At 41.7% G+C, this 15535-nt stretch carries 16 protein-coding genes; 14 read left to right on the top strand and 2 right to left on the bottom strand.

What is annotated here, in order from left to right; translation table 11 throughout:
* Positions 1-13 precede the first annotated feature (13 nt).
* Both BUW93_RS14095 and ligA read left to right on the top strand, forming a co-directional pair.
* On the top strand, positions 14-685 hold the full coding sequence (locus BUW93_RS14095; protein ID WP_081212381.1) for a VOC family protein: 672 nt from the start codon (positions 14-16) through the stop codon (positions 683-685).
* Positions 686-704: 19 nt separating this feature from the next.
* Positions 705-2699, top strand: a complete 1995-nt coding sequence (gene ligA / locus BUW93_RS14090; RefSeq protein ID WP_081212380.1) for an NAD-dependent DNA ligase LigA — start codon at positions 705-707, stop codon at positions 2697-2699.
* A gap of 47 nt (positions 2700-2746) precedes the next feature.
* Here the strand turns inward: ligA and BUW93_RS14085 are convergent, their stop codons facing one another.
* Both BUW93_RS14085 and BUW93_RS14080 read right to left on the bottom strand, forming a co-directional pair.
* Positions 2747-3655 (bottom strand): bifunctional metallophosphatase/5'-nucleotidase, encoded by a 909-nt coding sequence (locus BUW93_RS14085; protein WP_081212379.1) that lies wholly within the window; start codon positions 3653-3655, stop codon positions 2747-2749.
* Positions 3656-3658: 3 nt separating this feature from the next.
* Positions 3659-4423: a 5'-nucleotidase C-terminal domain-containing protein gene (locus BUW93_RS14080; RefSeq protein ID WP_081212378.1), complete on the bottom strand. Its 765-nt coding sequence runs from the start codon at positions 4421-4423 to the stop codon at positions 3659-3661.
* A 167-nt stretch (positions 4424-4590) separates the two neighbouring features.
* Here BUW93_RS14080 and BUW93_RS14075 point away from each other — a divergent pair, with 167 nt between their 5' ends.
* The 12 genes from BUW93_RS14075 (at position 4591) to coaE (ending at position 15482) form a co-directional block, all read left to right on the top strand.
* Positions 4591-5286 carry a hypothetical protein gene (locus BUW93_RS14075; RefSeq protein ID WP_081212377.1) on the top strand — a complete coding sequence of 232 codons (696 nt, stop codon included), beginning with the start codon at positions 4591-4593 and terminating at the stop codon, positions 5284-5286.
* Between the two features lie 131 nt (positions 5287-5417).
* Positions 5418-5912, top strand: a complete 495-nt coding sequence (locus BUW93_RS14070; RefSeq protein ID WP_081212376.1) for a DUF6913 domain-containing protein — start codon at positions 5418-5420, stop codon at positions 5910-5912.
* A gap of 6 nt (positions 5913-5918) precedes the next feature.
* The gene (dapA, locus tag BUW93_RS14065) at positions 5919-6794 is read left to right on the top strand and encodes a 4-hydroxy-tetrahydrodipicolinate synthase (RefSeq protein WP_081212375.1); all 876 of its coding nucleotides are present in this window, start codon (positions 5919-5921) and stop codon (positions 6792-6794) included.
* A gap of 169 nt (positions 6795-6963) precedes the next feature.
* Positions 6964-7803: an outer membrane protein assembly factor BamD gene (locus BUW93_RS14060; RefSeq protein ID WP_081212374.1), complete on the top strand. Its 840-nt coding sequence runs from the start codon at positions 6964-6966 to the stop codon at positions 7801-7803.
* A 16-nt stretch (positions 7804-7819) separates the two neighbouring features.
* Positions 7820-8149: a DNA-directed RNA polymerase subunit omega gene (locus BUW93_RS14055; RefSeq protein WP_081212409.1), complete on the top strand. Its 330-nt coding sequence runs from the start codon at positions 7820-7822 to the stop codon at positions 8147-8149.
* 9 nt (positions 8150-8158) lie between these two features.
* Positions 8159-9367: a bifunctional phosphopantothenoylcysteine decarboxylase/phosphopantothenate--cysteine ligase CoaBC gene (coaBC, locus tag BUW93_RS14050; protein ID WP_081212373.1), complete on the top strand. Its 1209-nt coding sequence runs from the start codon at positions 8159-8161 to the stop codon at positions 9365-9367.
* Positions 9360-10247, top strand: a complete 888-nt coding sequence (porD, locus tag BUW93_RS14045) for a type IX secretion system protein PorD (protein ID WP_081212372.1) — start codon at positions 9360-9362, stop codon at positions 10245-10247. The genes coaBC and porD overlap by 8 nt, the downstream gene beginning before the upstream one ends.
* 60 nt (positions 10248-10307) lie before the next feature.
* Positions 10308-11960 (top strand): DNA repair protein RecN, encoded by a 1653-nt coding sequence (recN, locus tag BUW93_RS14040; RefSeq protein WP_081212408.1) that lies wholly within the window; start codon positions 10308-10310, stop codon positions 11958-11960.
* Between the two features lie 73 nt (positions 11961-12033).
* Positions 12034-12855: an enoyl-ACP reductase FabI gene (locus BUW93_RS14035; protein WP_081212371.1), complete on the top strand. Its 822-nt coding sequence runs from the start codon at positions 12034-12036 to the stop codon at positions 12853-12855.
* Positions 12856-12938: 83 nt separating this feature from the next.
* The gene (locus tag BUW93_RS14030) at positions 12939-13946 is read left to right on the top strand and encodes a glycosyltransferase (RefSeq protein ID WP_081212370.1); all 1008 of its coding nucleotides are present in this window, start codon (positions 12939-12941) and stop codon (positions 13944-13946) included.
* The gene (locus tag BUW93_RS14025; RefSeq protein ID WP_081212369.1) at positions 13939-14895 is read left to right on the top strand and encodes a YbbR-like domain-containing protein; all 957 of its coding nucleotides are present in this window, start codon (positions 13939-13941) and stop codon (positions 14893-14895) included. Before BUW93_RS14030 ends, BUW93_RS14025 begins: the two co-directional genes overlap by 8 nt.
* Positions 14892-15482: a dephospho-CoA kinase gene (gene coaE, locus BUW93_RS14020; RefSeq protein WP_081212368.1), complete on the top strand. Its 591-nt coding sequence runs from the start codon at positions 14892-14894 to the stop codon at positions 15480-15482. The genes BUW93_RS14025 and coaE overlap by 4 nt, the downstream gene beginning before the upstream one ends.
* Positions 15483-15535: the final 53 nt, after the last annotated feature.

Raw genomic sequence — 15535 nt, 5'->3', positions numbered from 1 at the left:
CAAAATTGTAAAAATGAAAATCTGCAGACTTCAGTTATATACTTCAAATTTCAGGGAGCAATTGCACTTTTATCGCGACACCCTGGGTTTGAAGGTGAAACAGAATTCCGAAGAAAATTTTGAAGTGCAAGTTGGGTATAGCCTGCTGGAATTTCAATACCAACAGGATGCTAAACCTTATCATATTGCATTTCATATTCCCGATAATCAGGAAGGCGAGGCGCTTGAATGGGTGAAGGAACGTGTGCCGGTGATAAAAAATAACAGGGAGGAAATTATAGATTTTAGTGCCTGGAATGCAAAATCCTTATATTTCTATGATGCCGATAAAAATATTCTGGAATTTATCTCCCGCGGAGATTTCAGCAAGCCTAAATCTGCTTTGTTTTCAGAAAAAAGTATCCTGGGCATAGCAGAGATTGGAATTGGCACCACTCAGGTACGGGATAAGTTTAATTTTTTAAATGCACATTTTGGCCTGGAGAAATACGATGGCGATTTTGAAAAATTCTGTGCTATTGGAGATGATGAAGGCTTGTTGATCACTATAAACCGAAATAAAAAAGACTGGTTCCCGGCCGATGATAAGATTTATGCTGCTGAATTCCGTGTGGATTTCCGTTATAGGGAAAAGGAACACCAACTAATTTTTGAAAACGATCACCTGAAGACGCTTTCAGAATAAAAATATTTGAAGACATTATATGACCACTGAAGAAAAGATCAGGCACTTACGTGAAGAATTAACTCATCATAATTACCTCTATTATGTGCTGGATAAGCCTGAAATAAGCGATTATGACTTTGATATGAAGCTTAAGGAATTGCAGGAACTTGAAGAGCAAAATCCAGAATTTGATGATCCCAATTCCCCAACCCGGCGTGTAGGTGGTGCGGTGACCAAAAGCTTCGCAACAGTGGTACACCGGTACCGTATGTATTCTTTATCCAATTCCTATTCTAAAGAGGAGCTCCAGGATTGGGAAAAGCGCGTTAAGAAGCTGGTAGATGGGAAACTGCAATATGTATGCGAGTTAAAATATGATGGGGCTTCCATAAGCCTCTCTTACGAGAAAGGAAAATTAAAACGGGCTGTTACCCGCGGAGATGGTTTTCAGGGAGACGATGTAAGTAATAATATAAGGACCATCAGGTCTGTTCCTCTTAAGTTGAAGGGAGATTATCCCGAAAGTTTTGATATTCGTGGAGAGATCATCCTGCCTTATGAAGGTTTTGCCAAAATGAATGCTGAACGGGTAGAAGCCGGGGAAGAACCTTATGCTAACCCCAGAAATACAGCTTCAGGAAGCCTGAAGTTACAGGACAGTGCCGAGGTGGCCAGAAGGCCATTGGATTGCTTGCTTTATTCTATAATTGCTGATAAAATCCCAGCCAAAACTCATTTTGAGACCCTGGATAAGGCGAGAAGCTGGGGTTTCAAAGTACCAGGGGAAGCTGAATTGAAAAATAATATTGACGAGGTGCTGGAGTATATTAATTACTGGGATATCCATCGGCACGACCTGCCTTATGAAACCGATGGGGTAGTGGTGAAAGTCAACGATTTGCACCAGCAGGAGGAACTCGGCTATACCGCAAAATCGCCACGTTGGGCAATTGCGTATAAATTTAAGGCAGAGCAGGAAGCTACAAAGCTTAAAAAGATAACTTACCAGGTGGGCCGAACCGGAGCGATCACTCCCGTAGCAAACCTGGAACCGGTAAAACTTGCAGGAACTATTGTAAAGCGGGCATCTCTGCATAATGCCGATCAGATCGCCAAGCTGGACATCAGGGAAGGGGATACGGTTTTTGTAGAAAAAGGAGGAGAGATTATTCCCAAGATTGTGGGGGTTGATTTTACCAAACGTGATCCAAGTACTCCCGAAACCCAATATGCTGAAAACTGTCCTGAATGTGGAACCAAACTGATAAGAAAAGAAGGAGAAGCCCAGCATTACTGCCCTAATTATAACGGCTGTCCACCACAAATCATAGGGCGCATTCAGCATTATATTTCCCGTAAAGCCATGGATATTGAAGGCCTGGGGGGAGAAACCGTGGCTTTGCTTGTTAATGCAAATCTCATAGAAAACTACGCCGATTTGTATACCCTGAAAAAAGAGGATGTTTTACCCCTTGAACGCATGGCCGAAAAATCAGCTGAAAACCTGATTAACGGCATTGAAAAGTCAAAAGAAATTCCTTTTGAAAGAACCCTGTTCGCCCTCGGGATTAGGTATGTTGGGGAGACAGTGGCTAAAAAGCTCGCCAAACATTATAAGAGCATCGATGCATTAATGAGCGCTTCTGAAGAGGATCTGGTCGCTATAGATGAGATTGGAGAGAGCATTGCCCGTAGTGTAAGGGAATTCTTTGCTTCAGAAGAGAACAGGGAAATAGTTCAACGTTTAAAGGAATACGGGGTTCAGCTGGAGATAGATGCTGAGGTACTCGCCAATCATACCGATAAACTGGCGGGAAATACCTTTGTTATTTCCGGGGTTTTTGAAAAAGTCTCCCGTAATGAGCTCAAGAAAATGATAGAAGAGAACGGAGGGAAGGTGTCGGGTTCTATTTCAGGAAAAACAGATTACCTGGTTGCCGGAGAAAATATGGGTCCCAGCAAACTTGCTAAAGCTGAAAAACTTGGTACCAACATTATTTCTGAAGTTGAATTCCTGGAAATGTTAGCCTAAGTGATATTTACAATTAAAATAAATCTGGATAGCAAAAAAACTGGTTATTAAACAGCAATCTTAACTCCGTTTGCTTCAATATTATTTTTGCTATCCAGGAAAAAGTCTATCCTTCCCAGGTACAGGCCGTAGCAACCTACCTGGTTCACCAGTACTTTTTTACCAGCCCGGTTGGTTTCTACAGTAGGTTTTTCTAAAAAAGTATGGGTGTGCCCGCCTATAATTAGATCTATGTTTTCTGTTGCTCGAGCCAGCTTAATATCTGAAACTTTGTCGTGCTGATATTCGTAACCCAAATGCGAAAGACAAATCACCAGGTCGCACTTTTGTTCTTTTTTGAGTTTCCGGCTCATATCCTGCGCAATTTCTACAGGATCGAGATATTGGGTTTCCTTATAAAGTTTTTTTGTCACCAGCCCATCCAGTTCCACACCTAATCCAAAGATACCGATCTTAACTCCATTTTTTTTGAAAACTTTAAAAGGCTGAGTATGTCCGTCCATTATAGTGTTACTAAAATCGTAGTTGGAAGAGATAAAATCGAATTCTGCGTGTGGCAGTTGAGCATAGAGCCCTTCTATTCCGTTGTCAAAATCGTGGTTTCCAATCGTGGAGGCATCATATTTCATCTTGCTCATGAGCTTAAACTCCAGTTCGCCTCCGTAAAAATTAAAATATGGGGTGCCCTGAAAGATATCGCCGGCATCTAATAATAAGGTGTTAGGATTTTCTTTCCTGATCTTTTCAATTAAAGTAGCTCTCCTTGCCACCCCACCCATATTCGGGTTACGGGCATCATCGGGACCAAAAGGGTCTATGTGGCTGTGTACATCGTTGGTGTGCAAAATAGTAATGTGCTTTTTGTAGGCCGGGGCCATGGCGAGGGATGAAAGTCCGCCGAGACTAATAAAAGCAGTTGCGGCTGTGGTTTGCTGAATAAAATTTCTTCTTTTCATTTTTTAATTTTTTCTAATGAACCTGTTATCTCTTTCAGCTTTTATAGTGTCTGTTTTCTGGAAATAATCAATTATTGCGTTGCGCAGTTTGTAATCTACATTATAGAGAGCAACGGGATTTTGAAAGAAATTCATATTGTCGCCGCCTTGTTGCAAATAATCTGAAGTTGCTACAAAATACGTGCGTTCAGGATCAATCTCCCCGCCTTGAATTGTTGCCGAAGTAATCTTAAAATCCCTGTTCATTTCAATTTGAATGCCACTCACAGGATGTGCAGTTTTAGCTCGTTCCAGATATTCCAACATTTCCAGGATCTTATCCCCTGATAATTCGGCGATCACGATCTCATTTTCAAATGGCATGAGCCCATAAGCGCTTCGGGCATTCACCTCTCCTTTGTCCAGGCCCGAGCGAATTCCTCCTTTATTTAACAATACCATATCGATTTCCTTCCCGGTACGGCTCTTTAAAATGGGATTTGCCTGTTGCATCACGATATCGGCCATCATATTTCCAAGAGCGGTATTAAGCTCGCCTTCACTTTTATTCATACTCCTTGGGTTATACGCCAGGGTGCTGTCCAGGGTTTTGTTGAGGTGTTCTCTGTAAGGCTGTATGAATTCCTCTACTTCAGCATCGGCTTGCTGATTTTCGTCTATAGCAATTCTTTTTCCTTCTATTTCTGAAAGGCGGAGGTTCTCGGTCTTACAAGAATTCAGTATTAGCAAACTGAAAGCGAGAATACCAATATTTTTTAGAGCGATCATTTTCTGAAATATTTTGTGCAAAGATAAAGCAGATATTTGAAGTTTATTCCTGAAGAAGAATTTAAACTTAAGCCGTAGAATGGTGGTTTTAATCAATTTTTACTATAAAACGGGGGGATTATGCAATAAACGCTAAACTTTATTATATTTATCGCAATTAAACTTGAATGAGATTTCCAATACTTTTTTGTTCCATTCTTTTTCTGGCCATCATTAATATCTATGGGGTGGTCTCCGGGTCTCCTTATTTGGTTTTAGGATCGGGGCTATTATTTTTCCTGCCTCTTTTGGTTTTTTATTTTAAAAAACTTAGTGCCGCTAATTGGAATCTGGTAGCCTTTCTCTGCTTTTCCCTCGCGGCCATTTTAGCCGATAGTCTGGAGGAAAGCTGGTATTTGAAAACCGCCGGACTCATCTGCTTTATGTCTGCTTATATTTTTTTGGGTCGGGAAGCTTTGCATTACACCAGGAGAGAACATGCCAGTAAATATATGCTGGGCTATTTTTTGTTGGTGGTATTGGTGAATTCTTATTTGCTAATTGAACACTTGTTACAGCTGGAGCTTTACATAAACAGTCAGGCCGAGTATATACTTTATGTTTTGTATTACTTGAATTTGTTGGTATTTGGGGGGGTAGCCCTAATTTTTTATCTCAACTCCTATTCGAGGAAATCGGTTTATTTTATCACTCTTGTCCTGGCATTTATTTTTGCCGATGTTTTCAGGGAAATGGGAGAATTTTATCTGCGAGACACCGTAGTCGTGGTGCTGGGGAACCTGCTTAGGTTTTCTGCTATTCTCTTTGCCTTTCTCTTCTTTGTGACTCCCGAAAAAAAGCTTCGACTTTTACATATGATTTAAGCACTTTGTTGTATTTATTTTTACAAAAAAAATAAAGCTGTTAAAAAAGTGACTTTCCTTATTTTGAAAGACTTTAAAAGCATTTCTCTCTGTTTTTAATTATTTACATTTGTCCACCCAAACGAAGTGTGTTGCTGGAATCTTATAAAATCTATCTTGCTAAGAAAAGGCTTAAAGCTGTCGCGCCAAAGGATGCTTCGGTTGTCCCAGAGTTTAAAAACCTGCTTTTACTTTACGATTCACCTAATGAAGGAATCTTAGATAGTATGACAGGATTAATTAAGAAGGTTGGAATTCCTGAGGAGGGGTTTCAGATTATTCATTGTGGAACTGGTGAAAAAATCAGGGAAGAGGCGATAGTTTTTCAGTTTAAGGATATCGCTTATAATGGAAAGCTTAAAAACCAGGCTTTGATGGATATTATTCAGTCTGGCCCCGATCTTGTAATAAGCTATACTGAAAAAAACAATCCGGAAGCTTTGTTTTTGCGGGAGGTGATCCCGGCCCGGGTTAAAGCCGGAAGATTTGAAGAAAAAGAGGTGAATCTTAGTATAAACGATGGGAATAGACCTGAAGTTTTTACTGAGGAGTTGACCAAATATTTAAAGATTTTAAAAGGAGAATAAATAAAAATGAAAGAATTTGTTGGTACCGGGGTTGCGCTTATCACCCCGTTCAGGGAAGATTTTTCGGTAGATGTGGAAGCCCTGGAAAACCTGGTCGAAAACCAGATTGAAAACAATATAGATTACCTGGTTGTGCTCGGCACGACCGCAGAAAGTGCCTGCCTCACCAAAGAGGAAAAAGAACTTATAAAGGCTACTGTTGTAAAAAAGAATAATGGCCGCATTCCTCTTGTCCTGGGAGCCGGTGGGAATAATACCGCGGCGCTTGCCGGGGAGTTGAAGACCGAAAATCTGGAAGGCTTTTCAGCTGTGTTATCGGTGTCTCCTTATTATAACAAGCCCACTCAGGAAGGAATTTATCAGCATTTCAAGGTGATAGCAGAGGCTTCAGCCTTGCCTGTTATTTTATATAATGTGCCGGGTAGGACCGCCTCTAATATTTTGCCCACAACGGTAAATCGAATAGCCAGGGATCTACCTAATGTGATTGGGATTAAAGAAGCAGCTGGCGATATCGCACAGGCCATGAAGCTTATCTCCCTGGTTCCCGAAGATTTCCTTGTGATCTCTGGCGACGATATGATTACCTTACCCATGGTGCTGGCCGGAGGAAAAGGCGTGATCTCTGTTATTGCTCAGGGCTTTCCGAACGAATTTTCAGAAATGGTAAATCTCGGGCTGGCGGAAAAAGCAAAGGAAGCCTATAAATTACATTATAAAATAGCGCCTTCTATAGAAATGATTTTTGCTGAAGGTAATCCTGCCGGGATCAAAGCTTTGCTTCATAAAAAGGAACTCTGTCAAAATGTATTGCGCCTTCCCCTTGTTAAGGCTTCAGATGCTTTAACAAAGCAGATAAATGATTTTGTGGATAGCTTTTAATTATAATTTTTTACCCCCGTTCTTATAGCGGGGGTTATTATTTTTGGACTGCCTTCAACCTTAATCCGGATTAAGTTTTTCCTGAGATTACAATAAACCTCCTGTTTTCGGGTTATGGCCCTGTGATTGAAAGTTTTTTTATACTCAGGAAAAAATGTACTTTTGCCAGATGTTTTTACAAAGAATGAAAAAAGCCTTTTTATTAGTTAGTGTATTGTTGCTAAGTGTCTCCTGTAGCGAGTATCAAAAACTCCTGAAAAGCGAGGACACCGGTGCGAAATATACTACCGCCGAACAGCTTTATAATGAAGCTAAAGAAGAAGAAAGCAAACCAAAGTTTAGGAAGGCACTTCGTCTTTTTGAACAAATTGTACCTCAATACAGGGGTAAGCCGCAAGGAGAAAAATTAAGTTTCCTTTTTGCCGATACTTATTACCAGCTGGGGGATTTTTACCTATCTTCCTATCAGTTTGAGCGTTTTCAGCAATCCTATCCTAATTCTGAAAAACTAGAAGAGGCCGCTTTCAAGAAAGCTGCGAGTTATTATGAGCTTTCCCCACGCTATGACCTGGATCAAACCGATACCCGTAAAGCTATTACCGAACTTCAGGCGTATCTAAATACTTTCCCTGAGGGGGAATATGCCGTTCGAGCCAATGAACTGGCAACCGAATTAAGAGTGAAACTGGAGAAAAAAGCTTTTGAAATAGCAAAACAATACCATACCACCGGCCTTGCCCGTGCAGGTAATTACAGAGCTGCGATTACTTCTTTTGATAATTTCATCAAAGAGTATCCGGGTTCCCCTTTTAGAGAACAGGCGTTCTATTACCGGTTTGATGCTGCTTACCTGCTGGCTATAAATAGCTTTGCCAGCCTTATGGAAGAGCGTTTAAATGAAGCAAAAACATATTACGAAAGTTATGTGAAGCGATATCCGGAGGGAGAATACCTCTCTACGATGGAAGCTTCTGTAGAAGATATTGAAACGAGGTTACAAAATTTATAATAAGCAAGAAAGAATGATGGACATTAAGAAATCTGAGGCCCCGGTGAACACTACCACTATCGACAAGAATAAGGTAGACGCGCCAACCAACAACATTTATGAAGCTATTTCTGTAGTAGCAAAACGCGCTAACCAGATCAATGCTGAGATCAAAAAAGAATTGCTTGAGAAGCTGGACGAATTTGCTACGTACAACGATAGCCTTGACGAAATCTTTGAAAATAAAGAGCAGATAGAGGTTTCTAAGTTTTACGAAAAACTTCCTAAGCCACATGCTTTAGCGATTCAGGAGTGGTTGGATGACAAGATCTACTACCGTAATACCAAGGAATCTGAAGAAGCATAACCTGGTATTATGTCGGTGCTAAAAGGTAAAAACGTACTCTTAGGCGTTACCGGTGGTATCGCTGCCTATAAAACTGCCTTTTTAGTAAGACTTCTTATTAAAGCCGGTGCCCATGTAAAAGTGGTGATGACGCCGGCTGCTAAAGAATTTGTTACTCCTTTAACTCTTTCCACACTTTCGAAAAACGAGGTGTATTCATCTTTTACCAATGAGGAAGATGAAAATGCCGTTTGGAATAATCACGTAGAACTCGGCCTCTGGGCCGATTTTATGATTGTAGCCCCTGCCTCGGCAAATACTTTGGCCAAAATGGCTTCAGGGACCTCCGATAATTTACTGCTTGCCGTCTATCTTTCGGCTAAATGCCCTGTGTTTTTTGCTCCGGCTATGGACCTGGATATGTACAGGCATCCCTCTACCAATAACAGCTTCGATCAACTTAAGGAATACGGGAATATTATGATCCCGGTGGGAACAGGGGAACTTGCGAGTGGGCTCCATGGGGAAGGCCGTATGGCCGAACCCGAAGATATCATGCAATTCCTGGAAGAGCATTTTTCAGCCCTGCTTCCTTTGAAGGAAAAAACCATATTAATTACTGCTGGTCCAACGTATGAGGCTATAGATCCCGTGCGTTTTATAGGTAACCATTCCAGCGGCAAAATGGGTTTTGCCCTGGCTGAAAAAGCTGCCGCTCTGGGAGCCAATGTGATTCTTGTTTCCGGTCCCACACATTTAGAGATCAGCGAGCCAAACCTGAAACTCATTCGCGTGGTGAGCAATGAAGAGATGTATGCCGAGGTAAATAAATATTTTCCTGAAGCCGATGTGGTGATCGCTGCTGCCGCAGTTTCCGATTACAAACCAAAACAGGTAGCCTCCCAAAAAATTAAGAAAAACGACAATAATCTTACGTTAGAGCTGGAAAAAACCCGTGATATTCTTGCCGGCCTGGGAGAAATTAAAAAAGATCAACTGCTCATCGGGTTTGCGCTGGAAACCAACGATGAACTTGAAAATGCCCGCGGGAAGCTGAAACGTAAAAACCTTGATTTTATAGTCCTGAATTCACTTCAGGATAAAGGAGCAGGCTTTAAAAAAGACACCAACAAGATCACTATCGTGTTTCCTGATTCGGTTAAAGAATTTGATCTGAAACCAAAATCGGAAGTAGCGGCTGATATATTAAATGAAATCGTAACTTTGATAAATGCGTAACTTACTCCTGATTTTTTTGATGTTTGCCGGCCTTAGTCAAATGAAGGCTCAGGAGCTCAATTGTCAGGTGGTTTTAAATACCGAACAAACGGGCCAAAGCAATCTTTCTGTTTTCCGCACCCTGGAACGTGCCCTTGCCGAATTTGTAAACCAAACCAACTGGACCGATAAGGAATTTTTACCCCATGAGCGCATTAACTGCAGTATGTTCATAACCCTGAACAGCTTTGAAGGAGAATCATTTTCCGGTACCATCCAGGTGCAATCCTCACGTCCTGTTTACGGCACCACTATGGTGAGTCCGGTTTTTAATTTCAACGATGAGCAATTTGCTTTTAATTACCGCGAATACCAACCCTTAAACTACAGCCAAAACTCCTATAGCTCCAATCTCGTTTCTGTGGTGAGTTTTTATGTCTATACTATTTTAGGCCTTGATGCCGATACTTTTTCTCCTGAAGGGGGGACTGAATATTATCAGGAAGCTAACAGGATACTTACCACCGCCCAGCAGAGTGGGAACCAGGGCTGGAGTGGCGCCGATGGTAATAATTCCCGCTACCGTCTCAATACCGATCTTCTTTCAAATACCTTTGCCGAATATCGTAGCGCTCTTTACGAATATCACCGCCTTGGGCTGGATGAGATGCATCGTGATGCAGAAAAAGGCAAAATAGTAATCGCCGATGTTATGGCGGAACTGGAGACGATGAATCGTCGTCGTGCAAATTCTCTCTTACTACGTACATTTTTCGATTCTAAAGCCGATGAGATCTCTCAAATATTTAGCGGGGGACCTGCCATTAACCGGCCCGGACTAACTCAAACCCTAAGCAATATTGCCCCGCGTTATTCCCGAAACTGGCGAAACCTGCAATAATTATTTTCACGGTTGATTGGGAAATATTTCTCCCGTATATTTAGCGCAAATTTCAACAACTTGCTTACTGCATTATCCATAAAAAATTACGCCCTCATTGAAGATATAAATATTAAACTTCAGGAAGGCTTTACTATAATTACCGGGGAAACCGGTGCCGGAAAATCTATCATGCTTGGCGCCCTTGGCCTGCTGCTGGGAGATCGTGCCGATTATAGTGCTATTCGCGACACTGCTAAAAAGTGTGTCATCGAAGGGGCTTTTAATATTGGGAATTATAATTTGAAAGACTTCTTTCTGAAAGAAGATCTGGACTTTGAAACCCAAACTATTATTCGTCGGGAGATATTGCCTTCCGGGAAATCCCGGGCTTTTGTAAACGATACGCCGGTAAAGCTTTCCTCCCTGAATAAACTGGGAGGTTTTCTTATCGATGTTCACAGTCAGCATGAAACCCTTAGCCTCGGAAATAATGAGTATCAGTTTCAGGTGATCGATACCATCGCGGGAAATGAAAGTTTACTTCTGGATTACCGAAATCGCTTCAGGGATTTTAAAAAACTTAATCGCAGGCTTGAAGAATTAAAGGAGGAGCAGGCCCAGGCCACCAGGGAATATGATTATAATCTTTTTTTGCTGAATGAACTGGAAGAAGCAAAACTCAAACCCGGAATGCTGGAGGAGCTGGAAAGCCGCTATGAAGAGTTGAATAATGTAGAAGAACTTACCGAGAAGCTGGGCTCTGCCGTAGAACTCATCGGCCGGGAGGACATTGGAAGTTTGGAGACCCTCAAAGAGGCACGGGTTGGATTGTCTAAAATAGCTGGTTTTTCAGGTACTTATGAAAGTTTGAACGATCGTGTGGAAAGTATCATAATTGAACTCGATGATATCGCGCAGGAACTTTCAGACGCCCTGGAGCGGGTTGAAGCCAATCCAGAGGAACTGGAAGCAACAAACCAGAAACTTCAGCTTATTTATAATCTTCAGAAAAAACATTCCGCAGAGAACATTGAAGAATTACTGGAAATAAAAGACCGGCTTCAGGAAAAAGTATCGGTGAGTGAGAATGCCGAAGCCTCCTTGCTGGAAGCTGAAAAAGCTATTGCAGAAGCCAAAAAAGGCCTTGTTGAGGTTTCAGCGAAGATCCACCAGAATCGAAAAAAGATCATTCCGCCATTTATAAAACAAACCGAAGAGATCCTTGCCGGTTTAGGAATGCCAAATGCCCGCCTTAAAATCGAGCTAAAACCTCAAAAGGAGTTATTGACAAACGGCCAGGATCAATTATTCTGGTATCTCGCGGCCAATAAAGGCGGAGATTTCAAGGAGATGAAAAAGGCGGCTTCGGGCGGGGAATTATCGCGTATTATGCTGGCGGTAAAAAGTATTCTGGCTGCACAAAGCAGTTTGCCAACCATAATTTTTGATGAGATCGATACCGGGGTTTCCGGGGATATTGCGCAAAAAATGGGAGAAATTCTCCAGCGTATGGGCGAGTCTATGCAGGTGATCGCGATCACCCACCTTCCGCAGATAGCGGGGAAAGGGAATAGCCATTTTAAGATCTTTAAAGAAGATTCAGCACGAAAAACAACTACCAGGATAACTGAACTGGAACCTAGCCAGCGCATAGAAGAACTCGCGATGATGCTGGGCGGGAATAATATTAGCGAATCGGCAATGGCACATGCCAGGGCGCTGTTGAATTAGAAACTAACAGGTTGAGCCTCTGACGGGAATTTTACTATCTTTACAGGCTCAACAATCTATAAAAAACAATACCATGTCATACAACCTGCTAAAAGGGAAACGAGGAATTATTTTCGGTGCTTTAGATGAAAATTCTATCGCCTGGAAAACTGCAGAACGGGTAAATGAAGAAGGCGGAAAGTTTGTGCTTACCAATGCACCTATCGCAATGCGAATGGGGAATATTCAGCAACTTGCTGAAAAAACCGGTTCGGAGATCATACCTGCCGATGCCACAAAAGTAGAAGATCTTGAAAACCTTGTTGAAAAGGCGATGGAGATTCTTGGCGGTAAGATCGATTTTGTTTTGCATTCCATCGGAATGTCGGTAAACGTGAGAAAGGGCAACCATTATACCGATATGAATTACGACTTCACCACTAAAGGTTGGGATGTTTCGGCGGTATCTTTTCACAAAACCATGCAGGTTTTATATAAAAAAGAAGCGATGAGCGAGTGGGGGAGCATTGTAGCCCTTAGTTATATGGCCGCACAGCGCGTATTTCCCGATTATAATGATATGGCCGATAATAAAGCTTATCTTGAATCTATAGCCCGTAGTTTCGGGTATTTCTTCGGAAAAGATAAAAAAGTAAGGGTGAACACTATTTCACAATCCCCAACCCCAACAACTGCCGGGACAGGGGTGAAAGGCTTTGATGGTTTTATCGCTTACGCCGATAAAATGTCGCCACTTGGGAATGCCACAGCTCTTGAATGCGCCGATTATACGCTCACACTTTTCTCTGACCTTACCAAAAAAGTGACCCTGCAAAATCTATATCACGATGGCGGTTTCTCCAATATGGGAGTAAGCCAGGAGGTTATGGAGACTTTTATGAAAGACCAGGAATAAGATTCCTATTAAATAAAGGGCTGTGAGGAAAAAATGGAATCCTGTTTTTTCCGGCAGCCCTATTCTTTTAGTACCTTTATAAGATGAAATTGGAATATTCGTTTGTGATTCCTGTCTACAATCGCCCCGATGAGATCAGGGAGCTGCTGCAAAGTATGCTGGCCCTCGATTTTGAAAGGCCTTTTGAAATAGTGATAGTAGAAGACGGTTCTTCGAAACCTGCCACCGATGTTATAAAGGAGTATCAACAACAGCTAAACATTAGTTATTATTATAAGAAAAACAGCGGGCCTGGCGATTCCCGCAATTTTGGAATGCGATATGCCAAAGCCGATTATTTTATAATTCTGGATTCTGACGTCCTGCTGCCTCCCGATTATCTTAAAAATGTAGATCGCTTTCTTGAAAATACTTTCTGCGATTGTTTTGGTGGGCCCGATGCGGCACATCCTGCTTTTAGCGATACCCAGAAAGCGATTGACTATGCGATGACCTCTTTTATAACCACGGGAGGGATACGCGGTAAGGAATCTTCGGTAAATAAATTTGAACCCCGCAGCTTTAATATGGGGATTTCCCGAAAAGCCTTTGAAGCCACAGGCGGTTTCGGCCTTATCCACCCGGGAGAAGATCCCGATCTTTCTTTGAGGCTTCAGAAAGAAGGCTATAAAACCTGCCTTATTCCCGATGCGAAAGTTTATCATAAGCGCCGCATCGATTGGAATAAATTTTATCACCAGGTGGAAAAATTTGGGATGGTGCGGCCAATCCTTAACTTCTGGCATCCCGGATCTGGTAAGATCACCTACTGGTTTCCCAGTGTCTTTACTGCCGGTTTTATTTTTTCCATTCTCTTGTTAAGCACAGGCTTATGGTGGTTTTTTGGTCTTTACCTGCTTTATTTTATGTTTGTATTGCTGGATTCGGCTATTAAGAATAAAAGTCTTAACATTGGTTTGTTTTCGGTCTATGCCGTTCTGGTGCAATTTGTGGGCTATGGATATGGTTTTTTTAAATCTGTATGGCAGCTTAAAGTTTTGAAAAAGAAGCCCGAAATTGCATTTCCACATTTATTCTTTAAACATGCGTAAAACCACGATAAAAACTCCCGACTTTCTAAAGAAATCCAACCTGCAAACCTTTGGGTTTTTTCTCTTTTTTGCTGCGCTGGTATGGGTGCTGGTCCAGTTGTCTAAAGATTATACGCAGGTGGTGTCTATACCTTTGGAATATGTAAATGCACCGATGGATAAAAGTATCGCGGAAGAAAAACCGGTTTCTGTAGATATCAGGATGCAGGATAAAGGCTTTAGCATTTTGTATTTCAGGTGGTTTACCCCTGAATTAAAAATCGACCTGGAACAGGCCCGGGAAGAAAATGGCCACCTGGTTTATTCTATCGAAGCTAACCGCGAAGATATTGTACGGCAACTCAATATTGATTTTGAAAAAAACCGCTTCCTTGCAGAGGAAATTATAATAGGATTTCAGCCTAAGCTGCTAAAACGTCTAAAGGTGATTCCGGAGTTAAATTTGTCCTATGCTGTTGGTTATTCGGCAAATGAAGAAATTCGGTTAAACCCTGATTCTATTGATGTTAGTGGCCCGGAGTCTATTATTGACAGCCTTACCGAAATACATACTTTTCCGATTGAAAAACGAGATGTTAGCGAAGATATTAGTGGGAAAATTGGCATAGACACCATAGGTCTTGAAATGCTGAGTTTTTATCAAACCCAGGTTTCCTATGCCCTTGAAGTTGAAAAATTTACTGAAGGCCAGGTGCGGGTACCTGTGGAAGTTCAGAATGTTCCTTCGGACCTTAACCTGAGTATATTTCCGCAGGAGGTAAAATTATTTTACCAGGTAAACCTTAAACAATACGATTTGGTGAATCCTGAAGATTTTTCAGTGGTATGTGATTTTGATGATATCACCGAAGGGCAGGATTACCTGCTGGCCGAGCTTGTTAGAAAACCTGATTTTGTAACGAATATCCGGCTTAGTGAACGGAAGATCCAGTTTATCATAAAACGATGATGATAGTAGGCTTAACCGGTGGTATAGGAAGTGGGAAAACCACTGTAGCCAATTTCTTTCGAAAACTCGGGATCCCGGTATATATCGCCGATGAGGCAGGAAAACGTTTGATGCTTACTTCTGAAGAAATCAAAGAAGCAGTAGTGGAGCTTTTTGGGGACAAAGCATACTCCGGCGGGGAGCCGAATAGAAAATATATCGCTTCCCGGGTCTTTAAGGATTCAGAAAAACTGAAAGCTTTGAACAGGATAATACACCCTGCTGTGGCAGCCGATTTCCAAAACTGGCTCTCCTGGCAGGAAGCACCATATATTATTTATGAAGCGGCAATTCTTTTTGAATCAGGCGGACATGAAAAATGCGACCGCACTATTCTGGTAACCGCTCCTTATGAGGAGAAAATTAAAAGACTGCAGTTTCGGGATAATTCAGAAATAAAAGAAATAGAGGCCCGAATGGCCAACCAGTGGTCTGATGAAAAGAAGTTAAAACTCGCCGATTTCCAAATCGAAAATACCGATCTAGCCCTTACAAAATCACAGGTTGCAGAATTACATGAGATTCTCTTAAAATCCCGCAAAAATTGAGGAAAGTTTTGTTAACATTTGGTTAAACCGGTTAAGCTCTAAATGTTAAAATC

This window comes from Salegentibacter sediminis, from assembly GCF_002078605.1.
Lineage (GTDB): Bacteria > Bacteroidota > Bacteroidia > Flavobacteriales > Flavobacteriaceae > Salegentibacter > Salegentibacter sediminis.
Note: the sequence above shows the minus strand (reverse complement) of the source record. Positions and strands in the feature narration are given on the sequence as shown.